This window comes from Streptomyces himastatinicus ATCC 53653 (genome assembly GCF_000158915.1).
GTDB lineage: Bacteria > Actinomycetota > Actinomycetes > Streptomycetales > Streptomycetaceae > Streptomyces > Streptomyces himastatinicus.
Genome location: NZ_GG657754.1, coordinates 10,761,664 through 10,788,205, shown reverse-complemented (window position 1 = coordinate 10,788,205; position 26,542 = coordinate 10,761,664). Strand labels below are relative to the sequence as shown.

The following is a 26,542-nucleotide window of genomic DNA, read 5'->3' as shown; positions in this document are numbered from 1 at the left end:
GCTCGTTCGCGCCACCGGATGAGCCGGGAACTGGTTCGTTGTCGCCGGAAGCGCCTCGATCCGTAACGCTGTTGTTGCGACCGTTTCCATCCGCTAAGAGTCCCACGGCGCCCGTGCCCCCGCCGAGTTCGGAGTTCCGGCAGTGCTTTTCGACGTCACCCGCAGCGAACTCGCCGACATCTTCGGCGAGGACCGGCTCGCGACCCTGCCCGCCACCGCCTTCCCGCCCGCCGCCGTGGACACCGAGGGCGCCCGCCTCCTGCAGACCGTCGGCGTCCCCACTGGGACGCTCCTGCTGCGTCAGCCCGACGAGGACGACGGCCTGCTGCCCCTCGTGCAGGACATCGTCCACATCGAGGCCTTCGAGGACGCCGCGGAGGGCGCGGGTGACTGGCCCATCATCGGCTGGCTGCTCAACGCGCACATCGCCCTCGACCCCGTATCCGGCAACGTGCACGCCTTCGACCCCGACGAGGAGGCCGTGGTCCAACTCCACACGGACGTCTCCTCCCTCGTCCACGTCACCCTCCGGCTCCAGCGCCTGCTCGAGGAGTTCACCTTCAGCGGCGACGAGGACGAGGAGGAAGCTGACTTCGAGCGCCTGAACGGCGAAGTCGATCGCATCCGTGAGGAGACGAGCAGCATCGACCCACTTCCCTTCCAGGACGACGAGACCGTCTGGTCGGTAGTGGGCGATGAGATCGCCATGGGTCAGCGCTTCAAGGGCAGCAGTCCGAGCGGCACCGCGCGTGGCTGCGCTCCACGCTCACCCGAGAACTGCGGGGAGCCGGGGCTCGCTCCCCGGAAAAGTGCGCGGAGATCGTCGAGTTGCTGTACGACGGAGCGCTGGCCGGGGCCAAGTTCAGCCGCTCCGTCGGGCCGGTCCGGATCGCGCGGGATCAGGCCCGGCTCTTGATCGAAAATCACACACCCTGACGATGCGTCGCGTGACCGTGTCACGCGCGAGGGCCTGCCCGTTGTACGGCGTACGCACACCGGGCAGGCCCATTCATGGCACAGGAGGACGGTGTGCCGTCAGGGGGCGGCCGGGGTGTAGTGGCCGGCTTCGTCCCCCTCGAGGACGTAACTGCGCTCCCCGTCCACACCGGCCGGGGCATCGCCCGCGACGGTCACCCGGTGCAGCAGGCGCGGCAGGTCACCGTAGTCGTCGGGGGCGTAGTGCTGGGTGATGCGGTTGTCGAAGACCACCACGTCGCCCGGGGACCAGGCGATACGCACGATGTTCTCCGGGCGGATGACATAGGACTGGAAGATCCGCAGCAGATCACGGGACTCGGACGGGCCGAGGCCGATGAAGCTCTGGGCGAAGCCGCCGATGAACAGACCGCGCTCACCGCTCTCGGGGTGGACGCGGACGACGGGATGGGCGGTCCGGTACTTCCGGGAGATGAACCGCTTGCGGTGTTCGGCCGCCTTCTCGTCCTTGGGGGGCGCGGCGTAGTCGTAGTCGTTGGTGTGGACGGCCCACAGCTTGTCGGCCAGCTCGCGCAGCGGCTGGGGCAGGTCCTGGTAGGCGGCGCCCGCGTTGGCGATGAGCGTGTTGCCACCGTAGGGCGGGACCACGATGCCGCGCAGGGTGGACACCTTCGGCGGCGAACGGACGAAGGTGACATCCGTGTGCCAGCGGTTCGCGCGGATGCCCTCCTCGGCGTTGACCGGAAGGATGCTGGGCTGCCCGTCGACGGACGGCACCGTGGGGTGCGCGGTGGTCAGTTCGCCGAAGAGGGAGGCGAAGCGCAGCTGGGCGGCGTCGTCCAGCTGCTGGTCGCGGAAGACGAGCGCCTTGTGCTCCAGGAGCGCGGAGTTGATGTCGGAGACGAGTGCCGGGTCGAGGTCGTCGGAGAGTGCGACGCCGAGGACCTCGGCGCCGATCCGGCCGCCGATCCTTCGGATGTCGAAGCCGGTGCTGGTGGTCATGCGGGCTCTTCCCTTCGGTGGTGTCTTCAGGAGGTGATGGGCGGTGAGGGCCGACCGGCACCCGGTGCGGGGAGCTGCGGGCCCACGGCCCGCAGCGGCGCGGGCGTCCGGCCGTGGCCCCAGCCGATGTGGCGGCGGTAACTGCCCAGCAGGCCGGCGCGGTCCAGGTGCCCCTCGTCGCGGACCGCCTGGTCGTCGGGGAGGGGGTGGGTGACGGGTGCGACGAACAGCGCGTCGACGGGGCAGTTCGCCTCGCACTGGAAGCAGGTCTGGCAGTCCTCCTGGCGGCTGAGCAGGGGGACGCCGTCCGGGCCCCGGTCGAAGACGTTCGTCGGGCACACCTTGACGCATTTGTCGCAGGCGATACAGCGCTCGGCCGAGACCAGTTCGATCACGAGGCCACCTCCAGTGATGCGGTCGCCAGGGGCTCCCGGCGGGTCCATACGTGGTCGAGACCGCCCGTCACGATGCGGTGGTGCAGTCCCGGGTCCTGGGCGGGGAAGTCGAGCCGTTTGGCCATGCCCCGGCTCTCGGTGCGGGTGAGCGCCGCGGTGTACATCCAGCGGGCGTGCGCCACCATGGCCGCGGCCTGCCGGGCCCGTACGACATCTCCGTCCTCGGCGTACAGCGTGGCGCGCAGCCGCTGCCAGGTGTCGTCCAGTGTCCGCAGGGCGGCCACGAGTCCGTCTCCGTGGCGCAGATAGTTCTTCTGGTACGGAAGGACCTCGCCCTGGACCGCGGCGACAACCTCACGGAAGCCGTCGGCGGGGCCTGGTGTTCCGGTCGGGCGCAGTCCCGCGCCGCCCGCCGGGGCGGTACGCCGGGTGCGGGCGCCGCCGGGGAGCGAGCTCGCGTGGCGCGCCGCCGCCCGGCCCGCCCAGCTGCCGGAGGAGATGGCCCAGGCCGCGTTGTGGCTGCCGCCGCCCGTGAAGCCGCCGCAGATCAGCTCGCGGGTGGCGGCGTCGCCCGCCGCGTAGAGCCCGGGCACCGTGGTGGAGCAGTCGTCACCGGTGACGCGGATCCCTCCGGTACCGCGCACGGTGCCCTCGGCGAGCAGGGTGATGGCGAAGCGCTGGGTGAAGGGGTCGATGCCCAGCCGGTCGAAGGTGAGGAAGAAGTTGGGCTGGGCGAGGCGCATGGCCGCTTGGGCTTTCGCGTCGGCGCGGTCGAGGCGGCAGTACACCTTCTCCTGGAGCAGCGCCCGGGCGATGACCGAGCGTCCGCCCTGGCTCGCCGCGCCCTCCAGCACCGTGCCGTCCTCGTGGAAGAAGGTGGCGAAGGTGTAGAAGGCGGTCTTGGTGACCGAGGTGTGCTCGGGCGCGATGGCGTACGCGTTGGAGAATTCCATTCCGGACAGCTCGGCTCCGGCCTCGGCGGCGAACAGGGCGCCGTCGCCGGTGTTGACGTTGCAGCCGAGGGCTCCGCTGAGGAACGCGCAGCCGCCGGTGGCCAGGACCACCGCCCCGGCGCGGACCCGGTACGGCTCCCCGGCCTGGCGCCGGTATCCGGTGGCGCCCGCCACCGCTCCCGAGGTGTCGGTGAGCAGTTCGCAGACCGGGCTGTGGTCCAGGACACGTACGCCCGCACGTCTGACACGGACGCGCATCCGCCGCATGTACTCGGGACCGTGCAGTCCGTTCCTGAGCGGCTGCCCGTCCGGCCCTGCCGGAAAGGGGTAACGGGCCTCGTTCGCCAGCGCGTTGACGCCCTCGTACGTCTGGTCCAGGACACGTGCCATCCAGCGCCGGTCGGCGAGGTAGCCGCCGAGTGCCTCCCTGCTCGCCATGGCCGCCTCGCGAGCGGCGGGTTCCGGCGGGACGTACCACACGCCGGTACCGGCGGAGGCGGTGGCGCCACTCGTACCGCAATACCCCTTGTCGGCGAGGACGACGTCGGCACCGGCCCGGGCCGCCTTGAGGGCGGCCCAGGTGGCGGCCGGACCGCCGCCGATGACGAGGACGTCGGTGGTCAGATCGAGCGTGGTCACGCAGGGCTCCTCTCACTTCCGGCAGCCGCGGCCGCCGGTGCGGGTCAGCTGTGTGCGAGTCAGCTGTGTGCGGGGACGCGCCAGGAGCTGAGCCGGCGTTCCACGGTCACGAGCAGCTGGTTGAAGGCGACGCCGATGACGGAGATGGTGAGGATCCCGGCGTGCATCTGCGGGATCGCGAAGTTGTACTGGGACGAGTTGATCAGGTAGCCGAGCCCTTCCTTGGCGCCGACCATCTCCGCGGCCACCAGCACGAGGATGGCGTTGGCTCCGGCCAGCCGTATACCCGTGAAGATCGTCGGTACGGAGGCGGGCAGGATCACCTTCTGGAACAGCCGGGGCGACGAGAGGTCCATGGACTTCGCCAGCTTGAGCAACGTGGGATCCACCTGGCGCACGGCGCTGATGGTGTTGAGGAGGATCGGCCAGGTGCAGGCGTAGAGCACGATGGAGATCTTGGACGTCTCGCCGATGCCCAGCAGCAGGACGAACACCGGCAGCAGCGCCAGGGCCGCGGTGTTGCGGAAGACTTCGAGCAGCGGTCCCAGCAGATCCGCGACCAGCCGGTACCGGCCGATCAGCAGCCCGAGCGGGACACCGATGACGACGGCCAGACCGAACCCGGTGAACGAACGCGCCAGGCTGGCCTCGGTGTTGTCGGCGAGCTGCCCGTCGGCCAGCAACTCCCACCAGGCGCGGGCGACCTCGCTGAAGGGCGGCAGGAAGGTGCGGTCCACCAGGCCGACGCGGGGCGTGATCTCCCATACGGCCAGGAGTGCGACGATCGCCGCCACTTTGGTGAGGCCGCGCCCCAGCAGGCCGGGCAACCGGCGGCCGACCGCGCGGGCTCTGGCCGCCACGGGTGCGGTCCGCCGCGGGTGTTCGTCCGGTGCAGGAGCGCCCACGGGATCCGGGGTGTTCGGCCCGGCGGCGGCTCCGGGAGCCGGGGCAGGCTCTGTGACGGGGGCGGTGGTGTCCGCCGTCGTGGTGGTCGTCCCGGTGGCGGGGCTCATGCGGGGACACTCTCCTTCTCCAACTGCTGGGCGCGGGCCACTTCGTCGTGCAGGAGGCTCCAGATCTCGTGCCGGTAGCGCGCGAACTCCGGGCTCGAGCGCACGTCGTCCGCTGTGGTGCGGGCGTCGAGCGCGATCGGTACGACCTCTTTGACGACCCCCGGCCGGGAGGTCAGGACGGCCACCCGCTGCCCGAGGTAGACCGCTTCCTCGATGCCATGGGTGATGAAGACCACCGTCTTGCCGGTCCGTTCCCAGATCCGCAGCAGCTCGTCCTGCAACAGCTCCCGGGTCTGGGCGTCCAAGGCGGCGAAGGGCTCGTCCATGAGCAGCACGTCCGGGTCGTAGGCCAGGCTGCGCGCGATCGCCACGCGCTGTCTCATCCCGCCGGAGAGCTCGTGCGGGTGCCGGTCCTCGAATCCGGTGAGGCCCACCAGGTCCAGGTACTCCCTGGCCCGGTCGGCGCGTTCGTGCCGCGGCACTCCGGTGGCCTCCAGGCCGAACTCGACATTGCCCTGCGCCGTGCGCCAGGGAAGCAGGGCGTACTGCTGGAAGACGATGCCCCGGTCGAGGCCGGGGCCGGTGACCGGCTCGCCGTCCAGGAGAATCCGCCCGCTCGTGGGCTCGGTGAGGCCGCCGAGCAGGTCGAGCAGCGTGGATTTTCCGCATCCGCTGGGCCCGACGACCACCACGAACTCCCCCGCGGAGACCTCCAGGTCGATCCCGTCCAGGGCGGTGAACTCGGTGGCCTGGCGGGAGCCTGCCGACCCTTGCACGGTGAACACCTTGCGGACCTGCTCAAAGGCGATTTTGACGCTCATGGGATCAGCTCCGGGTCGTCGTCGCGGAGGGGGCCGAGGGGCCGGGCGAGGTGCTCCCAGGGCGGTAGTCGTTGTATTCGTTGGTGTAGAGGTCGGACGCCTTGACCTTCCCTCGCTTGATGTCACCGCGCTCCGCCAGCCAGTCGATCCACAGCTGGAGCTGCTTGTCGGTGATCCGGCCGCCCGTCTCGGCGACCCCGAAGGACTTCCAGTACTTGAGGGGTCTGGCGTCCTCCTTGCGGCCGCGCTTCTTCACGACCTCCGTCATCCGCGCGATCACCTCCTCGCGCGGCGTGCTGCGGGCCCACTCGATGGCCCGGGCCACGCCGGTGACAAAGGTCTTGGCCGTGTCGGGGTTCTGCTGCAGGAAGCGATCGGTCATCACATACGTTCCGGCGCTGAACGCCCCGAGCAGCTGGAAGTCGGTGAACAGCGGCCGGATCCCCCCGCCTGCCACGGCCTTGTCCCGCAGGATGTCCCCGAGTACGCCCACCTGGATCTGGCGTTGCCGCAGCGACTGCTCAATATTGACCGGCGGCACCACCAAGGGCTGCACCTTGCCGATCTCCCCCTTGGACAGTCCATGGCGCTTGAGATAGATGTCGAGCATCGCCTCGTTGTGCGCGCCGAGGGTGTTCATCCCGACTTTGTGGATAGGTCGCGAGCCGAGCGGATCGGGCTGTCCTCCAGTACATAAAAGCCGTTGTACGCGTGCTTGTCGGATCCGTAGTAGCTGATGACGGACGTGATGGGGGCGCCGTGCGCGGCCAGTTTGACGACCGCGCCGTTGAAGGCCCCTCCGAAGTCGATCTGCCCGGTGGCCGCGGACTGGATGTCCTGGGGGCCGCTGATCGTATTGCCGACCCAGTCCAGCTTCACATCGCCCAGATATCCCAGGTCCTCGGCGAGCTCCGGCACGGTGACCTGGCCTGCCCACCCCTGGTACCGCAGTTTTTTGGTCTGCTTCCCGGACGCGTTGCCCGCTGCCGTACCGCAGCTCACCGCTGCGGCCGAGACACCGAGCAGGGCCATGAATTGTCGTCTGGAGGTGGCTGAGCGCATGAAACGAGGTCCTTACGAAAGGGAACGTGGAGGCAGGCCGCATAACCGCACAGCACTATCCGAAGAACCGCGCATGGGTGAGCCCTGGAATCGCCAAGAAGCCATTCCTTGTCACGGCATGAAGGGAAAACCAAGGAAGGCAGAAGAGCGGACCGGGAAGGCAGAAGTCACCGCGCTCACAGGACAGCGGATACCGTCAGATGCCGAGCGGGAAGAGAAGTGAGAGAGCCGAGCACGAATGGCTCAGCGACCGGCGGCACAGATGGCGCTGGCCTGGCGTCGCAGATCGACGTGCAGGCGCACGGCGAAATTCTCGGATTGGCTCACGCCAAGCAGGATGGCAGCGCGCACAGCCCTCGTCAACGATTTCTCGGACCCATCTCGCATGGCGGATTCCTTCCACCGCCCAGCTGATTTCGGACTCTCCGGGGGTGACGAGATGTCAGCGGACCCCGGTCACGGAAACGCCGTGGCCGGGCCCCAGGATCAGCTGCCGTCGAAGGTGCCGACCGCCGCTAGTTCCGGTACCGGAACACGATCCGGCCGCGCGTCAGGTCGTACGGCGGGAGCTCCACCAGCACCCGGTCTTCCAGCACGATCTTGATGTAGTTCTTGCGGATCTTCCCGCTGATGTGCGCGAGCACCCGGTGGCCGTTCTCGAGCTCCACGATGAACATGGCGCTGCGCAGGCACTCGACGACCTTGCCCTCGACTTCGATGACATTCTTGTTCTTCGTCATCGCACCAGCTCCAGGTTGCTGCTCATCGGCCGGGCGCCGATGCCCTCGAACAGCGCCGAGGCCGCCTGGTTGGCCTCGTGGACTTCGGTCCAGGCCGCGGCGGACCCGGCGCGGTGCAGCGTCCCCAGCGCGTGGGCCGGCAGCGCCCGCGCGATGCCGCGGCGCTGCTCGCCGGCCCGGACCGCGACCAGCCCGATGCGCGGCCGGTTCACCGTCACCACCCGGATCAGACCCAGGTAGCGGTCCGCCGACGCGGCCACCGCGTACTTCGACGGGTCGACGATGGTGTCGCCTTCGGGGCGGGGAATCACCTCCGCGGGCATCGACTGCCACCCGACGGTCGCCTCGACTTCGTCACGGATCGCGCGGTCCACCGCCCGCAGCAGACTCTCGTCCGCCTGACCGGCGGGCACGATCGTCACACCCGAAGGCGGCAGGACTGCATCGAGCCCCGTGACCCGCGGGTCGGTCGGCACGACGTACTCCCACTCGCGGCGCCGGATCGTGAAACCGGCCCGCCGCCAACGGGCCGTCAGCTCGACGTCGGCTTCGTCGACCACCGTGTACAGCGGCGCCGGCAGTTGCGCCAGCATCGCCTCGGCGAGCCGGTCGAAGGTGGCGTCGTGCCAGGCGTCGATGCTGACGAACAAGCGTCCGTCGGGCCGGTGCTGCGCATGTCCGCGGCCGACCACCAGGTCGTCATCCAGCGCATGCCATTGCCTGTCCGCGACGCGCGTGACCATCACCGCGTTCTCGCTCAGGCCGGATCTGAAAGGCTTCGTGTTCATCGGAGTCTCCTTCAGGAGTGCCTCGATCTCAGGCGCTCCTGGCGACACCGAACGTCAGCCGCCGGACCGTGACGGGGTGAGGGAGCACCCATGGGTGACTGTGTTCACGGGCCTCACCTCCCTACGACGACTGCACGGTCCACCGCGAACGTAGCAGCGGGGTGGCGCCTCGCTCAAAGCATTTCCGCCGTACCCAAGCTCCAGCTCCAGCTCCAGCGGGAACCGGCCGCGCGGCATCCACCGGCCCGAACCAGCCCCCGATAACGGAGGGGCTCCCGTGTGCTCTTTGCAGGTGCCGATCCGCCATCTCTTCGCGTTTCCGCCGTGTTCGGCCCGATCCTTCGCCGGGTGCGCGCCGACGCGCTGAGACTCGTCCGTACCGGGATTCGCGCGGCCACGGAGCCCCACGCGTTGCCGCCCGCCCGGCGGCCCCGCCATGTGCAGGTACGGCAGGCGGGACATGTGGCGAGAACAAGGAGCGATGATGACCACCGTTGACGACCTTCGTCCGATGGGCCACGTGCTGGCCCGGCCCGAACCCGGCCTCACCGTCGACGACTTCGTGCGGCGGGCCCGCGACCTGCGTGATCACCTCCGCTCCGAGCAGGAGGCGACGGAGCGGCGGACGTACTACTCGCAGGAGACCCACGAAATCTTCCAGCGGGACGGCTTCTACCGCATGCTCCAGCCCCGGACCTTCGGCGGCTACGAGCTGCGGGTGTCCGAGTTCTACCGGGTGATCGTCGAGATCGCCCGGGGCTGCCCCTCCACGGGCTGGTGTCTGGCCCTCGGCTCGGGGCATGCGCTCGCGTTCTGCTCGCAGTTCGGTCCTGAGGCCCAGGCCGAGGCGATGGGCAAGGACGGACACTTCATCGCGCCGCACCGCGTCGTCCCGTCGGTCCGCGCGGTTCCCCACGCCGACGGCTGGGAGCTGACGGGCACCTGGAGTTACAACTCGGGGGCTCCGTACTCGACCCACGCGCTCGGCAGCGTCGCGTTGCCGCCCGGCGAGGACGGCACGCCCCGCTTCGGCATAGCCGTGGTGCCGCGGTCGTGCTACACGGTGCTCGACGACTGGGGTGACGGCATCGGCCTGCGGGGCAGCGGCTCGCCCTCCATCCGCATGGAGAACGCCGTGGTGCCACGAGGCAATGTGCGCGAGGCCGAGGGGCAGGACCACATGTGGGCCGAGCCCGTCGGCATGGCTCTGCACGGCAACCCGATGTACGCGGGGCGTCTCACGGGCTTCTTCTTCGGCGAGACTCTCGCCGTCGCGACCGGCATCGGTCGCGCCATGCTCGACGAGTACCGGTCGGCGCTGCTGGAGAAGAAGCCGATGTGGAGCCCGCACGGGCTGCGCGCGGACGACGCCCAGTACCAGCAGTGGTACGGCGAGGCGTGCTCCCTGCTCGACGCCGCCGCGGCGGTGCTGCAACAGGTGGGCGAGCTGTATCACGACCTCTGTGAGCGCGAGGCGAGGGGCGAGGCGGAGTTCGGCCCGGCCGACGACCTGCGCCTGACGAACCTGTGCGCGCAAGGCGGACGCTACGCCACCGAGGCGATGGACCTCCTGGTCCGCACCGGCGGATCGAGCGCGCTCCGCCAGGAGTCCCGTACCGAGCGCTACTGGAGGGACTTCAGCGCCTACCGCACCCACCCCGCCACGATGACGCGAGACCTCATGAACCGTCGTTTCGCTGCCGCCGAGTTGGAGGCCGCGCGCCAGCTCCGGACCGCGGCCGACACCGGGTCCGCCGCCGTGAACGGCGACACGGCGAAGGCGGGTGCCTGATGAAGACCGGGCTCACCGCCCCCGATGCCACCCCCGACTTCGATACGGCCCGATTCCGTGATGTGCTCGGCAGGTTCTGCTCCGGCATCACGATCGTCACCGCCTCGCTCGACGGCCGTCCGACCGGCCTGACCTGCCAGTCCTTCATGAGCCTGTCGCTGGACCCGCCGCTGGTGGCGTTCGCTGTAACGGTCACCTCCAAGAGCTACCCGACGATCCGGGAGGCCGGCCGGTTCGCGGTCAACATCCTCGCCGAGGACCAGGCCGAACTCGCCACGGCGTTCGCCCGCAGCGGCGGCGACAAGTTCACGGGGGTGGGGTGGCGTCGCGAGGTCACCGGCGCTCCCCTGCTCGACGGCACAGTGGGCCATGTCGAGTGCGACCTGGTCGAGGAGTATCCGATCGGCGACCACCTGTTGGCCGTGGGCCGTGTGGTGGCGCCGGCAGGCCACCCGGACGCCGCTCCCCTGCTGTTCTTCCGCGGCTCGTTCGGAGCCCTGTCCGCGGGCGCCCAGCAGTCCTGAACACCTGAGGCGCGAAGGTCAGGGCACCGGCCCGGTAGCCGACTACCGGGCCGGTTCCGTGTCATCCCGCTCGGCGCGCGCCCTCGGCCGTGACGGCGGTCATGCCGCGGGCCTGCCGAGCGAGGTCCGTGGGACGCATGCCGAAGCGTTTGGCGAAGCTCGTCGAGAAATGCGACGCGGAGGCGAAACCGCACCGGTGGGCGACCTCGGCCACCGTGAGGCGCTCACGTCCTCCGGATGTCGCCAGCATCCGGTGGGCGCGGTCCAGCCGCAGAGCGCGCACGAACTGCGGCACGGTCGTGTCCTGGGCGGCGAACACCCGGGAGAGGTGACGCTCGCTGATGCCGATCCGTGCCGCGATGGACGTCGCGCTCAGCCCCGGGTCGTGCAGATGGCGCTCGACCACCTCACGGGCGGCGGCGTAGTGGGCGCTCGCGGACAGGGGCACACGCCGTCCGGAGATCAGCACTGCCAGCAGTTCCAGCACCGTCGCGTCGTCCGGCCTCGGGAACGTCTCCGACCGGACGGCCCCGTCGAGCAGGCGCCCGAGAGCGGCCACGCAAGCTCCTGAAGGGCCGTCGGTGTCGATGACCTGGGGCCGGGACGGCGGTGTCCCGTGGGTGAATTCGGCATACAGGGAGCGCGGCACCCCGACCACCAGGTCGTGCAGGTCACCGGTGTAGCCGTGCAGGAACGGCTGGTCGCCGCGGAGGAGAACCTGCCCCGGGCGCAGTGTGAGGACACCGTCGCTGGTGCAGAACGCGGACTCACCGCGCAGGATCATGTGCACCGCCACCTGGTCGACAGGATGGTCGCGTACGAGCCCGGCGTCGCGCTCGATCACGTGCGATGTCGCGATCGTCCGCAGGACGTCGAGCGCGCCGATCGTCGTGCGGACCCGGGAGGCGTGGAAGCCGGACTCCAGGGCGCGGCACCGCAGCGGCGCCACCGAGGCGGTGTTGTGGGCCTCCCAGGACGCCACCCGGTCCGGCTCGGGAATACCCGCGGTGGAGAAGCGGATCAATCGAGCGTCGGACAAGGGCGCCGTGCCCAATGCGGCCTCCCGCTTCGAATCGATGGCAGAGTTCGCCCGTCGGTGCGGGACATCAGCGGCGCGAGGTGTTCGCAGGGAATGACGCCACCGTACGAGCGATCTCCTGTCGGAGCTCGTCCATGCCGAAGTCGGGGCCGAGCACCATGCGCCGCAGTTGCGGCATGGCGACGCTCCAGCTCGCGAGGGCGAGGGTGAAGAACACGCGGGCCCGGGCGTCGTCGTCCGGATCCCCGGCCTGCGCGGCGGCCACCTTGTCCCCGTAGTGCAGAGTGCGCTCCTCCTCCGCGGGGACAGGCCCCTCGCCCGCCTCCAGGGCCTCCCACATCACCAGGCGCAGGGCCTCGGGGTGGGTCCGGTGGTAGTCGAAGAGCTGCTCGGCATAGCCGGGCAGGTCCTCCGACGGCGGGACGGCCTCGGCCAGCTCGGCGAGGCGGCGCTCCAGCACGACGGCGAAGAGCTTGTTCTTGTCGCCGAAGTAGTCGTAGAGGGCGCGCTTGTTGGCCTTGGCCGCGGTGGCGATGCGGTCGACGCGAGCGCCCGCTACGCCGTGCGCCGCGAACTCGGCGGTGGCGGCCGTGATGATGCGCTCTTTGGTCGCCGCGGAGTCATAAGCCATGCGTCCATGGTAACGAACTGGTTCGTTTGACCCTACGCGCAACCGCGTGCGACGCTGCGTAGATGTTCGAACCATCTGGTTCGTTTGAAATAAGCGGCACACCGGCCGCCCCTCGACAGTCGACAGGAGCCCTCGGTCGTCATGTCCCGGAACACATCAGCCACCGTGCCCGCACCGGCGGGCCTCGGCCGCAGACTGCCCCTCCTCATGGCCGTGGCCTGCGGTGTCACCGTGGCCAACGCGTACTTCCCGCAGGCCATCACCCCGCTCATCGCGCAGAGCTTCGGCGTCTCCCCGGCCACGGCCGCGACCCTCGCGACGCTGACGCAGCTCGGATACGCGGCCGGGATCTTCCTGCTGGTCCCGCTCGGGGACCGGCTGCCGCGCCGCCCGTTGATCACCGTGCTGCTCGCGGTGACCAGCCTGGCTCTGCTGGCCGCCGGTCTCGCCCCGGCCACCGGTCTCCTGCTCGCCGCGGGCACCCTGGTCGGCCTGGCCACCGTGGTCCCGCAGATCCTGCTGCCCATGGCGGCCGGGCTGGTCGAGCCCGCGCGGCGCGGCAGCGTGATCGGCACGCTTCAGTCCGGGCTCATCGGCGGCATCCTGCTGGCGCGCACCTTCAGCGGCGTGCTGGGCGAGCAGCTGGGCTGGCGCGCCCCCTATCTGCTCGCCGCCGTCCTCACCGCGCTGCTCGCCGTCGCTCTGGGATTCGTCCTGCCCACGACCACTCCAGCTGTCCGTGACCGCTATCCGGCACTGCTCGCCGACACCCTGCGCATGCTGCGTACGGAGAAGGAGCTGCGCCGTTCGGTGCTCTTCCAGGTCACCGTCTTCGGAGGGTTCAGCGCGGCATGGACCGCCGTCGCCCTGCTGATCACCGGACCGCGCTACGACATGGGCACACAGGCCGTGGGCATCCTCGCGCTGGTCGGCGCGGGCAGCATGTTCTTCGCCCCCGCGGCCGGGGCCTGGGTCGACCGGTACGGCCCCGATCGCGTCAATCTGTGGTGCACCGTGGGCGGGCTCGCCGCGGCGGCTGTCCTGGCCGTCGGTGCGCTGGGCGGCATCGGCGGGATCATCGCGCTGGCCGCCGGGCTGCTGCTGATCGACGTGGCGGTGCAGTGCGGTCAGGTCGCCAACCAGTCCCGCATCTTCGCCCTGCGTGCCGAATTCCGCAGCCGCCTCAACACGGGGTACATGACCTGCTCGTTCCTCGGCGGGAGCGTCGGGTCGTGGCTCGGTGCCCGCGCCTTCGACCGGTTCGGCTGGGTGGCCGTGTGCGCGCTCATCGCGCTCGCCGTGGCGGCGTCGCTCGCCGCGATTCTCGTCGGTGGCCGCAAGCGACCCGACGCCGCCGACGCTCCAGCGGCCGGATTGCAACCGACCGCCTCCAGCTCACGCTGACCTCCCTCACCGGCGGACGTGCCCAGTACGTCGAGGGCGGTCTGCCGGTCCCCGGCACCACCACCCTCTGAACCGACCCCGAGAAAGACGCACGCCATGAACGACACCGCCCCCACCCCGCTCGCCGGTCGCACCGCCCTGATCACCGGAGGCTCCGGCGGCATCGGAACAGCCATCGCCCTGCGCCTCGCGGACGCGGGCACCCGGATCGCTCTCGCCTACGGCCATCACGGCCAGGAGGCCGAGGAAACCGCCACGCGGATCAACACGCTCCACGGCCCCGGCCGCGCCGTCACCCTCCAGGCAGACCTGAGCCAGGCGACGGCCGCCACCGGCCTGGTGGAGCGCGCCTCGCACGATCTCGGCCCCGTCGACCTGCTCATCGCGGGAGCGGGCATCGGGAAGCGGCTGGCCTGGACCGACATCAACGTCGACACCTGGGACGCCACCATGGCCGTCAACGTGCGCGCGCCCTTCCTCATGACCCAGGCCGTACTGCCCGGAATGGTCGAGCGCGGCTGGGGCCGGATCCTGTTCATCTCCTCGATCGCGGCCCTCAACGGCGGCATCATGGGTCCGCACTACGCCGCCAGCAAGGCCGCCCTCCACGGGCTGACCCATTCCCTGGCCGCCGGGGTCGCCGATGCCGGTGTCACGGTCAACTCCCTCGCCCCCGCGCTCATCGGAGGCACCCGGATCCTGCCCGGCGACGCAGGCGAGGGCGGCCGCCTGCCCGCACCCATCCCCGTAGGACGCCTCGGAACCCCCGACGAAGTCGCCGCGATGGCCACCTCGATGGTCACCAACGGCTACCTCACCAACAAGGTGATCACCCTCGACGGCGGCCTGTACCCCCACTGATTCCCCTGCCCTCGAGTAGCGCCAGTGCCCCCACCCCGCAGGCCACCCCGTCAGCCCGATCGCGAGCACATCGCGCTGGGCAAGCGGGTTGGCACATTGCCGTCGAGCCCGGGCATGGTTCGGCACAGGGCGACAGCGCGGATCAGGCGTCGAGGGCGTTCTGGATGCCCAGCAGGTCCTCGAGCGCGGCCGTCACCCCGGCGACAAGGTCGCGGCGCGGGTCGATGAGCCACTGGAGCTGGAGTCCGTCCCAGAGGGCGACGAGGGACTCCGCGATGTCCCTGGGAGTCCTGCTGTTGGAGATACGGCCCTCGTCCTGGTCACGACGGACGGCGATCGCGATACCGGCGATGACCCTCTCGTACCTGTCACGGAACCACTCATGAGCGGGATGGTCCGGAGCTGAGGATTCCGCGGCCATGAGGGCAAGGAGCCGCAGCATCTCAGGCCGTTCGAGATTGCGGCGAACGTATCGAAGAACAGCGCTCGCCACACCCTTCGTGCGGGTGTCCGACTCGAAGGACTCGATGCTCGCGGCATCGGCGCGCTCGAGGACGGCCACGAGGAGTGCGCTCTTGGTGGGAAAGTGGTGCACCACGCTGGTCAGACTGAGATCGATCTGCTTCGCGATCTCCCGCAGAGAGCCGCCTCGGTAGCCGCGCGCCGCGAAGACGGATGTCGCGGAGCTGACGATCTCGGCCCGGCGGCGCGCGCTCTTGGCGTACGGGCCCCGCCGGGCGGCTGGACGAGCGCTCATCTCTTCGGTCATGGCGTCAACCCTATGGCGGTGCCCCGCCTATCAGAGCCGGAGTTCACCTCGCCGAAACTATGGCACCTGTTCGGTTTTCGATGTACGGTCTCGCTCACCCACACCACGACGTGCTGAAGAAGCGCTCGCGCATCCATCAGGTGGAGAGGGACTGGACGACGATGTTCACATCAAAGATCGCGAAGACACTCGTTGGCGGTTTGACCGCCGCCCTGGTTCTGACCGGTTGCGGCCGCACGGACGCCAAGCAGGGACAGACCGACAAAGGCCCTCCGATCGACACGTCGCGGGCCAGCGGCGACATCACCGTGTGGGCGATGGGAACGGAGGGCGAACTGCTGCCCAAGCTGGCCGCGCGCTTCGAGAAGGCGAATCCCGAAGCGAAGGTGCGGGTCACCGCGGTTCCCTGGCAGGACTACGGGAAAAAGGTCGAAACGGCGATCGCATCCGGAGACACCCCTGATGCCACCCTGGTGGGTACCGCGGACCTCGCGGCGTTCGCGACCACAGGTGGACTGGAACAAGTCCCGCCGAAACTTGTCGACGACTCGATCTTCTACCGCGGTGCCGTCAAGAGCACCGCCTTCGAGGGAGCCACGTACGGCGTCCCCTGGTATGTGGAAACCCGCTCCCTCTTCTACCGCAAGGACATGGCGCGGGCCGCAGGTGTGTCCGCGCCGAAAACCTGGGACGAGTACCGCCCCTTCCTCAAGGCCCTCCAACGGCAAGGCGCCAAGTGGGGCCTCTCCCTGCCCACCGGCGCGGCGCAGAGCTGGCAAAGCGTGCTGCCGTTCATGTGGCAGGCCGGAGCCCGGCTCGTGAACAAGGACGGGGGCAAGTTCACCTTCGACACACCAGAGGCACTCAAAGGACTGCAATTTTACCGATCGTTCATCGCCTCGAAGACCACGAGCCCGAACGGCCCGATGAGCCTCGGAGAGATTGAACCAAAGTTCGTTGCCGGGTCCACTGCCGCACTCATTTCCGGCCCATGGGAGCAAGGTCTGCTGAAATCTGCCGGCGGACAGTCCTTCGTCGACGACAAGGTGGGGGTCGCGCCGCTCCCGACGGGCCCGAAGTCCAATACCAGCTACATCGGCGGCGGACACTGGGCGGTGTTCAAGGACGCCAAGAACCGTGAGGGCGCATGGAAGTTCATCCGGTGGATGGCCCGGCCTGACAGTCAGAAGGCATGGTACGACCTGTCCGGGGATCTTCCCGCTGTCCAGTCGGCCTGGACCGAGGGGAAACTCGCGACCGACGCTTCCATGGCCGTGTTCCGGGCCCAACTCAAGACAGCACAGCCGGGACCGAATACCACGACGTGGAAGCAGGTCACCGCGGAAATGGATGCCGAGATCGAGAAGGTCGCCAAGGGCGTCTCATCACCTGAGTCTGCTTTGCGGCGACTCCAGGCGAAAGCGTCGACGATCGGAACCGGAAACCGGCGATGACCTCCCCCACCGTCGTAAAAGCCCCGCCGGACCGAGCCGCTGAGCCGCGCCGGACGGCACCTCCCGGGGGCGCGCCAGGAAGCGTCCGGCGCACCCTGGTCGCATGGGCCTTCTGCTCACCATTCATTGTGCTGTTCGCCACGTTCGGAGTCTGGCCGGTCTTCTCCTCCCTGTCGATGAGCGTCACGGACATCACGAGCCGCGACGCACGAACACCATTCAGTGTGAACTTCGTCGGCCTTGACAACTACACCGCGTTGTTCGGGGATCCAACCTTCGTCCGCGCGGTTTTCAATACGCTCTACTTCGTCGCCATCGGAATCCCTCTGACGATGGTGATCGCCCTCTCTCTCGCCGTCGCACTCAATTCCGGAATTCAGCGGGCGAAGGGAATATTCCGCGTCGCGTACTTCGCTCCGGTAGTGACGAGCATTGTCGCGGTCGCGGTGGTGTGGAGGTACCTCTACCAGCCGGACGGCATGATCAATGCCGCCCTCGCTGGCATAGGGATTAAGGGGCCGGACTGGTTGAACGACCCGGATTGGTCGATGCCCGCGCTCATCCTGATGGCGGTATGGCGGCACTTCGGCATCCCCATGGTGATCTTCCTGGCAGGGTTGCAGTCAGTGCCCGCCGAACTGCATGAGGCGGCGCGCGTGGACGGCGCTACGCGCTGGCGCGCCTTCCGGAGCATCACCCTTCCGCTGCTCAGGCCGACCACGCTGGTTGTCGCCGTACTCCTGAGCATCAGTTACCTCCAGTTCTTCGAAGAACCGTTCGTGATGACGAGTGGCGGCCCGCTGGACAGCACGACATCGATCAGTTACTACGCCTACCAGCAATTCGGGTTCGGCAACTACGGCATGGCCTCCGCCGCCTCCTACGTGCTGGTGACCGCGATCGCGCTGCTCAGCTTCGTTCAATTCCGAATCTTCCGAGCGAAAGCCTGACATGACGACCACGACCACAAGCACGACTCAGACCGGCCTCGACCTCAGCACACACCGCCGCACCCCACCCGCCCGCCTCACGCTCTACGCCGCCTTGACCGCGGGCATCGTCGCGACGCTGGCACCCTTCGCATGGATGTTCCTGGGGTCGGTCAAGCCAACGGGGGAAATCGTCGCGCATCCGAGCACCTGGCTCCCCCAGTCCCCGACCCTCGCCAACTTCGAACAGCTCCTGTCCAAGCAGAACTTCGAGCTGTACTTCCTCAACAGCACACTGGTCGCCCTGGCCTGCGTCGCGGGAAATCTGCTGTTCTGCTCGATGGCGGGATACGCCTTCGCGAAGATCGAATTCTTGGGAAAACGCTTCCTGTTCGGCCTCGTCCTCACGATGCTGATCATTCCAGGTGTCACCACCTTCGTGCCGCTCTTCGTCCTCGTCAGCAACATGGGCCTGAGCAACACCTATCTCGGACTGATCCTCCCCTTCCTGGTGACACCACTCGGCGTATTCCTCATGCGCCAGTTCATCCGGGACATCCCGGATTCACTCGTCGAAGCGGCTCGGCTCGACGGTGCGGGAGAAGCACGGATCTTCCTCCGGGTGATTCTTCCGCTCTGCCGACCCTCTCTGGCGACACTGGCGATCCTGACGTTCCTCGCGCAGTGGAACAACTTCCTGTGGCCACTGGTGATTTCTCAGACCGAGGAACACTACACCCTGCCCGTCGCGCTCGCCTTGTTCTCCGTGGGCGCCAACAGCACCAACTACGGACTGCTGCTCGCCGGCGCGGTAACCGTCGTCACTCCCATCATCCTGCTCTTCCTCGCCCTCCAGAAGCACTTCATTCAGGGAATCGCCAACACCGGCATCAAATAGGACGCGGTCCCTTCATGACACGCACATGGCCTCGACCACCGCGTGACCACCACGCGGAGAACAGGAGAACTGACAATGCTTCGTCCGCAGGACGGTCCCACCCGCGAACGCCGCTCACTGGGCGGCCTGTGGAAGTTCCGCCTGGACGCGGAGGGAGCCGGCCGCGCCGAAGGCTGGTGGCGCTCGCCCCTCGCAGCGGCGGTGGACATGCCGGTACCGGCCAGTTACAACGACATCTTCCCCGATGCGGCAGTCCGCGACCACGTCGGCGACGCCTGGTACCAGACGAGCGTCCGGGTGCCGGCCCGGTGGGCAGGGGAACGCGTCGTCCTGCGGTGTGACGCCGCGACGCACCGTGCCACCGCCTGGGTCAACGACACCAAGGTCGCCGCGCACGAAGGCGGCTACACCCCCTTCGAGGCCGACGTCACCGAACACCTACGGCCGGGAGCCGACAACCGCGTCACCATCGTGGTCAACAACGAACTGACCTGGGAGTCGATCCCGCCCGGCCGTATCGAGGAGCGCCCCGACGGCCGCCGGGTGCAGCGGTACTTCCACGACTTCTTCAACTACGCGGGCCTGCACCGACCGGTCTGGCTCTACACCACCCCCACAGCCCACATCAGCGACATCACGGTGACCACCGCCTTCGAGGACACCACCGGCGTGGTCGGCTACCAGGTGGACAGCACCGGAGAGGCGGACTCGGTCCGTATCGCGCTGTTCGACGCCTCGGGCGCCGAAGTGGCCGCGGCCACGGGTGCGGCCGGCACTCTGCGGGTGCCCGACGTGCACCCCTGGGCACCCGGCGACGGCTACCTCTACGCGCTCGAAGCCACGCTGCTGAACACCGCCGGGGACGTCATCGACAGCTACCGCCAGCCTGTCGGCGTGCGCACCGTGGAGGTACGCGGCAACCAGTTCCTGATCAACGGAACCCCCTTCTACTTCAAGGGGTTCGGCAAGCACGAGGACGCGGCGATCCGCGGCAAGGGCCACGACGACGTGCTGATGGTGCACGACTTCGCCCTCCTGGACTGGATCGGCGCGAACTCCTTCCGGACCTCGCACTACCCCTACGCGGAGGAAGTCCTCGACTATGCCGACCGGCACGGTGTGGTCGTGATCGACGAAACCGCCGCGGTCGGCCTCAACCTCAACATCGGCGGAGGCATCTTCAACTCCGGTGAGCGGGTGTCCACGTTCTCCCCCGACACCATCAGCGAGGACACCCAGCGCACCCACCTCCAGGCGATCCGGGAGCTCGTGGCGCGCGACAAGAACCATCCCAGCGTCGTGCTGTGGAGCATCGCGAACGAACCCGACCACGTCCAGCCGGAAGCACGTGACTACTTCACCCCGCTGGCCGCCGAGGCCCGCCGCCTGGACCCGACCCGGCCCGTCGCCTACGTCAACGCGTTGCTCGCACGGCCGGACCAATGCCAGGTCACGGACCTCTTCGACGTCGTCCTGCTCAATCGCTACTACGGCTGGTACGTCGGCCCCGGCGACCTCGAAACCGCCGAGACCGCGCTGGAGGCCGAACTGCGGCAGTGGGCGGAGCAGCACGACAAGCCCATCGTCATCACCGAATACGGCGCCGACACCTACCCTGGGCTGCGCAGCACCGTGCCCACTCCGTGGACCGAGGAATACCAGGCCGATCTGCTCGACGTGTACCACCGGGTCTTCGACCGGATCGACGCGGTGGTGGGCGAGCAGATCTGGCACTTCGCCGACTTCGCCACCGCCCCGGGCGTCTTCCGCGTCGACGGCAACAAGAAGGGCATCTTCACACGGGAACGCCGCCCGAAGACCGCCGCGTTCAACCTGCGCTCCCGCTGGCGCAAGGCCGACTGACATCGGGTGCTGCCGCGCGGGTCTGTCTACGAGCGTCGCCGGCCGACGCCCCGCCAATGGATGTGCGACCCGCCGTTGACGTCGTACGTCGCACCGGTCAGGTAGCTCGACTCGGGCCGGGCCAGGAAGGCGATGACGTCGGCCACGTCCTCGACATCGCCGATGCGGCGTGCCGGAACGGCTGCGCTGCTCCTCGGGCACACGGTCGGCTTGGACGTTCTGGATGGCCTGCCCGGCCGTGGAGGCATGATGCCGGTGCATCGCGCCCCGCACCCGCTCGGGCAAGCGGCTCTAGCGGACTCCGGCCGATGGACGCCACCCCAGTCTGCGGGACACGGCCAGCCCGGAGGCGATGACCGCCGGACGTACCGTCCGGAGATCGACCGACCCGGCGCCTACGACGACCGACAGGGCCGCGACGACCTCGCCGTCGGCGTCGATGACGCGGGTGGCCACTGACTCGACCCCCGGTGTCCTTTCCTGGCGGACGAAGGCCACGCCGGTCTCGCGGCACTCGGCCAGCAGCGCCCGCAGCCGCGCCGGAGCGGTGACGGTGCGGTCGGTGTATGCCTCAAGCCCCTGCGCGATGACCTGCTCCATCAGCTCGGGCCCGGCGTGGGCGAGCAGTACCTTGCCCACGCCGGAGCAGTGCAGCGGCAGCCTCCCGCCGATCTTCGACACGACGTCCACCGCGTTGCCCGCCGACAGCCGCTCGACGAGAACCGCCTCGGTGCCCTCCAGTACCGCGAGCTGTACGTGCTGGCGCAGCGCCGTGTGCAGGTCGTCCATGAAAGGGAGCGCGATGGTGCGCAGCGGAACGCTCAGCGGCGCCAGGGTGCCCAGTTGCCACAGCCGGAGGCCGACGCTGAAGGAGCCGTCCGGTGCCCGGTCCAGCGCCCCGGCTTCGACGAGTTCCAGCGTCAGTCGGCGCGCGGTGGCATGGGGCAGCCCCGTCTCACGGGTCAGGTCGGCGAGGGTGAGCCGGGACCGGCCGGGCCGGAACGCGAAGAGAACATCGAACAGCCGCGCACTCACGCTGCGTCCGGGCTGGCTCGTACGGGGCATCAGACCTCCGCTTCCCGTGGGGGCCGCCGAAAGTGGACGTCCGTTGAATGAACATAGCTGGTCCCGGTGGTGCGGCACATCGGTGAGGATCGAGGTCTCACCAGGACGTTCGCCATCGAGGCTGAGGAGTGGCTCCATGCCCGACCTTGTGCACGGCCCGCGGATCGCCATCATCGGGGGTGGCATCGGCGGCCTGGCAGCCGCCGCCTTCCTGCGCCGCGCGGGACTGACCGCCACCGTCTACGAGCAGGCACCCGCCCTCACCGAGGTCGGCGCCGGAATCGTCGTGGCTCCCAACGCCGTACGGCTGCTGCGCCGCCTCGACACCATGGACCGGTTCCTGCGCCGGGCCGTGCCGCTCGAGTGGGGCTGGGAGTTCCGTCGCTGGGCCGACGGGAGCGTGCTCTCGGTGGAGAACCTGAGCGGTGTGTGCGAGCGGCTCTACGGCGAGCGCACCTATGTCGTTCACCGGGCCGATCTGCTCGACACCGTCAGGACGGCCGTGCCCGGCGAGTGGATCCGTCTGGGCGCACGCTGCACCTCGGTCGCCGCGGCCCCGGACGGCGCGCTGCTGCGCTTCGCCGACGGCAGCCAGGTCGAGGCCGACGTCGTCATCGGCGCCGACGGCGTGCATTCCGTCGTCCGCGACACGGTGGCCGAGCCCGCGCCGCCGGAGTACTCCGGCCTTTGCGCCTTCCGTACCATCGTGCCCGCCCAGCACGCGCCCGACTTCGCTCTGCGCCCCGCCCAGACCCTCTGGCTCGGCCCCGGTCGGCACTTCGTGCACTACCCGATCGCAGGCGGGCAGGCCGTCAACGTGTTCGCCGCCGCCCCTGCCGAGGACAACCTCGACGAGTCCTGGAGCGCGACGGCCACGGTCGAGGAGTTTCACGCCGAGTTCGCCGGCTGGGACCCGCGGGTGACGGACCTCATCGCGGGCGGTGGCGTCCCCGGCCGCTGGGCGCTGCTGGACCGGGCACCCCTGCGGCACTGGAGCCGGGGGAAGATCACGCTGCTCGGTGACGCCGCGCACCCCATGTTCCCCTTCTTCGCCCAGGGTGCGGCCCAGTCCATCGAGGACGCCGCGGTGCTGGCGCGCTGCCTGGCCGGGTCCGTGGACGACCCCGAACAGGCGCTGAAGCGGTACGAGTCGGCACGGACCGAACGCACCACACGGCTTCAGCAGGCCAGCCACGCCCGCCGGGACGTCAACCACCTGCCCGACGGCCCCGGGCAAGAGGCGCGCGACACGGCGCTCGCCGGGTCCGACCCCCTGGTGGGCAACGGCTGGATCTACGGCCACGACGCCGAGGCGGCGTTCATCTCCTGACCAGGGGACTTCAGCAGACATGTGACGGCTCCCGGTCCTTCGGCATCAGGCACTGCGGATGTCGGTTGTAAGGTCGTCCGTGTGACAGCGGAGGAGACGGCATCAGGAAAGTCGGCGGCACCGTCCGGCAGGCAGCAGCGCCGGAGGCGCCCCGATGATCCCGGTCGTCGGCGGGACCCCGTGGGCACGCGGCGGGCCATTCTGGCCGCGGCCGGCACGGAGTTCGGCACCCATGGTTTCGACGGGGCCCGGGTGGTCCGCATCGCGGAGGCGGCCGGTGTCAGCCATCAGTTGATCACCTACTACTTCGGGAGCAAACGCGGGCTGTACGAGGCGCTGAGCGAGCAGTGGCTGGAGACCGCCATGCCGGTCGGCCACACTCTCCCCTACGCCGAGGCGGTGCGCCGCTACGTCTACATGGCCTGTGAGGATCCGGGGTGGGTCCGTACGCTGACGCGAGAAGAGCCCGGTACGCCGCCGCCCGCGGAGGACGATCGGGCCGTCGAGCTGCTCAAGAGTGTTCAGGAGCTGCGCGCGCGGCAGGCGCGTGGCGAGTTCCGCGGTGACCTCGACGTCGGGGCGGTGTCCCTCGCCTTCTTCGCGGCCTCCATCGCCCCGGTGGCCCTGCCCTGGATCGCGCGCGAGTTCACCCAGCAGGACCCCGCGTCGCAGGAGTTCATCGACCACTACTCCGAGCAGGTGGCCCGGATCATTTCCGCGCTCGCCGAAGCGCCGGTGAAGGATGGAGCGGTGAACGGCGCGGCGGAGGACGGCGAGCCCGAGGAGTGACGGTGGCCGTGCTCCCGGCCGGCGGGAGCACGGGCGCTCAGCCCGGTGGAAGCCGCCGGGCCATCTGTAGGTGCGCCATCTGCCAGCCGCCCGATGCGTCCGTCACCCAGACCCGGCTGACGGCGGCCTGGATGACGAAGGGAGTCAGCTCGGGCACGAAGGCCACGCGCATCTCCTGAAGACAGCTGACCACGGCCGTGGTGCCGAACCGCTGGACGGTCACGTCGTAGGTGTCCACCTGGCTGGTCCGGCCCAGGCGTGCCGCGTACCGCAGCCAGTCGTCCACACCGTGAATATGACCCGCCGGCGCGTGCACGATGACGCAGTCGGGGCGCATCAGGGCACGCAGGCTCTGCTCCGGGTCCGGGAGTGTCTGTGCCGCGAGCCAGGCGGCCTCGGCGTCCTCGACCGTGGCCGGGGCGGTGGGGCTGCCGGTCGCCGCTGTCGATGAGGTGGTCACAGTTCCAGCTCCAGGATCGGGGACCTCGACCGCGACGAGCACGGGGTGAACAGGCCCTCGGCACGCTCGTCGTCGGTCAGGACGTCGTCTCGGTGATCGGGCTCGCCGACGCGCACCCGTACGACGCACTCGCCGCAGATGCCCTGCCCGCACGAGGAGGGGGCCTCGACCCCGTTCGCCAGGAGGACGTCGAGGACGCTCTGGTCCTCGGGGACGAGGTACTCCGCTCCCGTCGAGGACAGACGCACCGTGAATCCGCCCTCCCCTCCCCCGCCGGTCTCGGTGGCGGCCGTCGACGCGCTGAAGCGCTCGGTGTGCAGGGCGGAGGCGGGCCATCCCAGCTCGGCCGCCCGGCCCAGCGCGTAGTCCATGAAACCGCCGGGGCCGCAGACGTAGGCTGCGGTGTCGGGGGCGGGTTCCCCCAGGTCGCGCCCCAGGTCGAGGAGTTGCTCCGGCTCCTGGTCGTCGAAGTGGAGGGTGGCCCGTGGATGGTGCTCCAGCTCGGGGACGAAGGCGGCGTCGGTCCGGCTGCGGGCACAGTAGTGCAGGTGGTAGTCGCCGCCGGTGGCGTCGAGGGTCTGTGCCATCGACAGCAGCGGGGTGATGCCGATGCCGCCCGCGAGAAGCAGGTGATGTCTCGCGGGCGTCAGACCGAAGCGGTTCCTCGGCGCGCCGATCCGTAGCGTGTCGCCCTCGGCGAGGGTGTGCATGGCTTGTGAACCGCCGCGCGAGGCGGGCTCGTTGAGCACCGCGAGCCGGTACTGCTCGCGGACGCCCGGAGGCCCGCACAGGGAGTACTGGCGGACCAGTCCCGCCTCGCCGACTTGTACGTCGATGTGCGCGCCGGATTCGTACTCCCACAGCTCGCCGCCGTCGGCCCGGGCGAGGTCGAAGACCGCGATTCTCGGCGTGGCGTCGTACCGGGCCACGACGACCGCGTCCGTCCAGGTGGTGCTCACGCCTCGGTCACGCCCCTGCCGCCGTCGGCGTGGCAGCTTCGTCCGCACCGGCCGGTTTCGGGGCCTCGTCCCCCGGCTCCCGCCGGATGAAGGCACCGGCTTCCACGTGGCGGACCGGCTCGCCCGGGGCACCGACGCCGAGCGGTTTCCGCCCCGCCTCGACGTCGTCGATCATCGTGCGCAGCATGCGCCGGAGCATGACCACCCCGCGGTCGGACGGGGCCAGGGTCTCCTCGGAGTGCTGGGTGATGTCGCCCTGGGACTGCTGGGCCTCGTAGTCGCCGGGGAAGCGCCGCCGCTCCTCGTCGGTCATCTCCCAGTTGTCCTTGCCGTTCTGCCTGATGCCGAAGACGAAGGATTCGAGCCGGGCCGGGTCGGCGGCGCGGATGGAGAAGACCAGCCGGTGGTGGGTGTCGTCGGCGGGGACGACCCAGATCAGCATGTCGTGCCGGGCGTCGGGGGTCACCCGGACGAAGTCGGGCAGGGCGATGATGTTCGGCAGGTGGAGCTCCACCGACCAGTCGATGTCCACCGGAGCCCCGTCGGGGCCCTTCGTGTCCTGGTAGCGCTGCACGTACTTCACGCCGTGATCGGTGCGGTGGTAGGTGACGCGCTCGGCGACGGTGCTCGCGTCGTAGAAGTGCTCGGGGAAGCCGGTGGTGCCGGTCCCCTGGAACTGGAACCCGCTGTGTGTGGAATGGAGCCACGAGGCGTGCACGGGGTCGACGGCGTTCTCGTACAGCTGGAGCCAGTTGTAGTCCTGTTCCATGCCGATGACCTCGGTGCCGGGGACCGTCCAGCTGGTGTAGTGGTTCTCGCCCTCCCCGAGGGGCTCCAGGCTGTCGAAGCGCGGCAGCGGGGGCTTGTGCTCGGGCGGGCCCATGTAGACGAAGACCAGACCGTACCGCTCCTCCACCGGATACCACGGCTGGCGGGCGAGGTTGCGGCGGCGGCCGCCGTCGAGTTCACATGCCTGTTCCAGGCAGTGGCCCCGCACGTCGAACTTCCAGCCGTGGTAGCAGCAGCGGATGCCGTCCTCCTCGATACGGCCGTAGAAGAGGCTGCTGCCGCGGTGCGCACACCGTTCGAAGACGACGCCGGGGCGGCCCCGGCCGTCCCGGAAGACGATCAGATCCTCGCCCAGGAGGCGGGCACGGTGCGGAACGTCGCTGGTGAGCGCGGTGGAACTGGCGATCGGCTGCCAGTAGCGGCGCAGTGCCTCGCCCATCGGCATGCCGGGGCCGACTTCCGTCAGGCGGGCGTCGTGAGAGGAGGGCTTACGCCCGTAGCCGGTTCCCGTGTCGGCCACGGGCGTATCGGTCACGGTGGTGTCGGTCATGCTGAACCATCTCCTCGGCATTGAGGTGGCGCGGACGCGTGAAGTGAGGCGCGAAATGAGGCCACGGGCAGGGCCGGACATCGTGCG

General features: G+C 69.4%; 25 protein-coding genes and 2 pseudogenes. 11 read left to right on the top strand and 16 right to left on the bottom strand.

Annotated features, from left to right (window positions below):
• Positions 1–142: 142 nt before the first annotated feature.
• A pseudogene (locus SSOG_RS45395) lies at positions 143–739 on the top strand (SUKH-4 family immunity protein); the annotation flags it as partial.
• Positions 740–1,035: 296 nt separating this feature from the next.
• Here SSOG_RS45395 and SSOG_RS45390 read toward each other — a convergent pair.
• The 8 genes and pseudogenes from SSOG_RS45390 to SSOG_RS45355 form a co-directional block, all read right to left on the bottom strand.
• Positions 1,036–1,938: a TauD/TfdA dioxygenase family protein gene (locus SSOG_RS45390; protein WP_009721068.1), complete on the bottom strand. Its 903-nt coding sequence runs from the start codon at positions 1,936–1,938 to the stop codon at positions 1,036–1,038.
• Positions 1,939–1,964: 26 nt separating this feature from the next.
• Positions 1,965–2,333, bottom strand: a complete 369-nt coding sequence (locus SSOG_RS45385) for a 4Fe-4S dicluster domain-containing protein (protein WP_039940328.1) — start codon at positions 2,331–2,333, stop codon at positions 1,965–1,967.
• Positions 2,330–3,925 (bottom strand): FAD-dependent oxidoreductase, encoded by a 1,596-nt coding sequence (locus tag SSOG_RS45380; RefSeq protein ID WP_009721066.1) that lies wholly within the window; start codon positions 3,923–3,925, stop codon positions 2,330–2,332. The genes SSOG_RS45385 and SSOG_RS45380 overlap by 4 nt, the downstream gene beginning before the upstream one ends.
• Before the next feature lie 59 nt (positions 3,926–3,984).
• Positions 3,985–4,938, bottom strand: coding sequence for an ABC transporter permease (locus tag SSOG_RS45375; protein ID WP_009721065.1), 954 nt, complete (start codon positions 4,936–4,938; stop codon positions 3,985–3,987).
• The gene (locus SSOG_RS45370; protein ID WP_009721064.1) at positions 4,935–5,759 is read right to left on the bottom strand and encodes an ABC transporter ATP-binding protein; all 825 of its coding nucleotides are present in this window, start codon (positions 5,757–5,759) and stop codon (positions 4,935–4,937) included. Before SSOG_RS45370 ends, SSOG_RS45375 begins: the two co-directional genes overlap by 4 nt.
• A 4-nt stretch (positions 5,760–5,763) precedes the next feature.
• Positions 5,764–6,791 (bottom strand): annotated as a pseudogene (locus tag SSOG_RS45365) (ABC transporter substrate-binding protein).
• Positions 6,792–7,336: 545 nt separating this feature from the next.
• Positions 7,337–7,561 (bottom strand): translation initiation factor IF-1, encoded by a 225-nt coding sequence (gene infA, locus SSOG_RS45360; RefSeq protein WP_009721062.1) that lies wholly within the window; start codon positions 7,559–7,561, stop codon positions 7,337–7,339.
• The gene (locus SSOG_RS45355; protein ID WP_009721061.1) at positions 7,558–8,349 is read right to left on the bottom strand and encodes a GNAT family N-acetyltransferase; all 792 of its coding nucleotides are present in this window, start codon (positions 8,347–8,349) and stop codon (positions 7,558–7,560) included. The genes infA and SSOG_RS45355 overlap by 4 nt, the downstream gene beginning before the upstream one ends.
• Before the next feature lie 484 nt (positions 8,350–8,833).
• On the opposite strand from SSOG_RS45355, the gene SSOG_RS45350 reads away from it, so the two are divergent.
• Positions 8,834–10,141 (top strand): acyl-CoA dehydrogenase family protein, encoded by a 1,308-nt coding sequence (locus SSOG_RS45350; RefSeq protein ID WP_050800217.1) that lies wholly within the window; start codon positions 8,834–8,836, stop codon positions 10,139–10,141.
• Entirely contained in the window at positions 10,141–10,665 is a 525-nt protein-coding gene (locus SSOG_RS45345) for a flavin reductase family protein (protein WP_039940325.1), read from the top strand. The genes SSOG_RS45350 and SSOG_RS45345 overlap by 1 nt, the downstream gene beginning before the upstream one ends.
• A gap of 61 nt (positions 10,666–10,726) precedes the next feature.
• Here SSOG_RS45345 and SSOG_RS45340 read toward each other — a convergent pair whose 3' ends face one another.
• Positions 10,727–11,719 carry a helix-turn-helix domain-containing protein gene (locus tag SSOG_RS45340; RefSeq protein WP_009721058.1) on the bottom strand — a complete coding sequence of 331 codons (993 nt, stop codon included), beginning with the start codon at positions 11,717–11,719 and terminating at the stop codon, positions 10,727–10,729.
• A gap of 52 nt (positions 11,720–11,771) precedes the next feature.
• Positions 11,772–12,335 carry a TetR/AcrR family transcriptional regulator gene (locus tag SSOG_RS45335; RefSeq protein ID WP_009721057.1) on the bottom strand — a complete coding sequence of 188 codons (564 nt, stop codon included), beginning with the start codon at positions 12,333–12,335 and terminating at the stop codon, positions 11,772–11,774.
• A 141-nt stretch (positions 12,336–12,476) separates the two neighbouring features.
• Between SSOG_RS45335 and SSOG_RS45330 the strand changes: the two genes are divergently transcribed.
• Both SSOG_RS45330 and SSOG_RS45325 read left to right on the top strand, forming a co-directional pair.
• Entirely contained in the window at positions 12,477–13,739 is a 1,263-nt protein-coding gene (locus tag SSOG_RS45330) for an MFS transporter (protein WP_009721056.1), read from the top strand.
• A gap of 96 nt (positions 13,740–13,835) precedes the next feature.
• Positions 13,836–14,600, top strand: coding sequence for an SDR family NAD(P)-dependent oxidoreductase (locus SSOG_RS45325; RefSeq protein ID WP_039940323.1), 765 nt, complete (start codon positions 13,836–13,838; stop codon positions 14,598–14,600).
• Positions 14,601–14,742: 142 nt separating this feature from the next.
• On the opposite strand, the gene SSOG_RS45320 is transcribed toward SSOG_RS45325, so the two are convergent.
• On the bottom strand, positions 14,743–15,369 hold the full coding sequence (locus tag SSOG_RS45320; RefSeq protein WP_009721054.1) for a TetR/AcrR family transcriptional regulator: 627 nt from the start codon (positions 15,367–15,369) through the stop codon (positions 14,743–14,745).
• Between the two features lie 110 nt (positions 15,370–15,479).
• On the opposite strand from SSOG_RS45320, the gene SSOG_RS45315 reads away from it, so the two are divergent.
• From SSOG_RS45315 to uidA, 4 genes are all read left to right on the top strand, one after another.
• Complete coding sequence (locus tag SSOG_RS45315; protein WP_167542556.1) at positions 15,480–16,823, top strand: sugar ABC transporter substrate-binding protein; 1,344 nt, start codon at positions 15,480–15,482, stop codon at positions 16,821–16,823.
• A 128-nt stretch (positions 16,824–16,951) separates the two neighbouring features.
• A complete protein-coding gene (locus SSOG_RS45310) occupies positions 16,952–17,773 on the top strand; it encodes a carbohydrate ABC transporter permease (RefSeq protein ID WP_245606541.1) in 822 nt (273 codons plus the stop codon).
• A 1-nt stretch (position 17,774) separates the two neighbouring features.
• Positions 17,775–18,650 (top strand): carbohydrate ABC transporter permease, encoded by an 876-nt coding sequence (locus tag SSOG_RS45305; RefSeq protein ID WP_009721051.1) that lies wholly within the window; start codon positions 17,775–17,777, stop codon positions 18,648–18,650.
• A 75-nt stretch (positions 18,651–18,725) separates the two neighbouring features.
• A complete protein-coding gene (gene uidA, locus SSOG_RS45300) occupies positions 18,726–20,513 on the top strand; it encodes a beta-glucuronidase (protein ID WP_039940322.1) in 1,788 nt (595 codons plus the stop codon).
• 26 nt (positions 20,514–20,539) lie between these two features.
• On the opposite strand, the gene SSOG_RS58815 is transcribed toward uidA, so the two are convergent.
• On the bottom strand, positions 20,540–20,659 hold the full coding sequence (locus SSOG_RS58815; RefSeq protein WP_245606540.1) for a hypothetical protein: 120 nt from the start codon (positions 20,657–20,659) through the stop codon (positions 20,540–20,542).
• Positions 20,660–20,804: 145 nt separating this feature from the next.
• Complete coding sequence (locus tag SSOG_RS45295) at positions 20,805–21,578, bottom strand: IclR family transcriptional regulator (RefSeq protein ID WP_039940320.1); 774 nt, start codon at positions 21,576–21,578, stop codon at positions 20,805–20,807.
• Positions 21,579–21,714: 136 nt separating this feature from the next.
• Here SSOG_RS45295 and SSOG_RS45290 point away from each other — a divergent pair, with 136 nt between their 5' ends.
• Together SSOG_RS45290 and SSOG_RS45285 are read left to right on the top strand one after the other, a co-directional pair.
• Positions 21,715–22,908: an FAD-dependent monooxygenase gene (locus tag SSOG_RS45290; protein ID WP_039940318.1), complete on the top strand. Its 1,194-nt coding sequence runs from the start codon at positions 21,715–21,717 to the stop codon at positions 22,906–22,908.
• Positions 22,909–23,088: 180 nt separating this feature from the next.
• Positions 23,089–23,697: a TetR/AcrR family transcriptional regulator gene (locus SSOG_RS45285; RefSeq protein WP_106516567.1), complete on the top strand. Its 609-nt coding sequence runs from the start codon at positions 23,089–23,091 to the stop codon at positions 23,695–23,697.
• A gap of 37 nt (positions 23,698–23,734) precedes the next feature.
• Here the strand turns inward: SSOG_RS45285 and SSOG_RS45280 are convergent, their stop codons facing one another.
• The 3 genes from SSOG_RS45280 to SSOG_RS45270 are packed head-to-tail and all read right to left on the bottom strand — an operon-like array spanning position 23,735 to position 26,455.
• The gene (locus SSOG_RS45280; RefSeq protein ID WP_039940316.1) at positions 23,735–24,157 is read right to left on the bottom strand and encodes a YybH family protein; all 423 of its coding nucleotides are present in this window, start codon (positions 24,155–24,157) and stop codon (positions 23,735–23,737) included.
• Positions 24,154–25,116: a PDR/VanB family oxidoreductase gene (locus SSOG_RS45275; protein ID WP_009721044.1), complete on the bottom strand. Its 963-nt coding sequence runs from the start codon at positions 25,114–25,116 to the stop codon at positions 24,154–24,156. The genes SSOG_RS45280 and SSOG_RS45275 overlap by 4 nt, the downstream gene beginning before the upstream one ends.
• Before the next feature lie 7 nt (positions 25,117–25,123).
• A complete protein-coding gene (locus SSOG_RS45270; RefSeq protein WP_009721042.1) occupies positions 25,124–26,455 on the bottom strand; it encodes a Rieske 2Fe-2S domain-containing protein in 1,332 nt (443 codons plus the stop codon).
• Between the last annotated feature and the right edge of the window lie 87 nt (positions 26,456–26,542).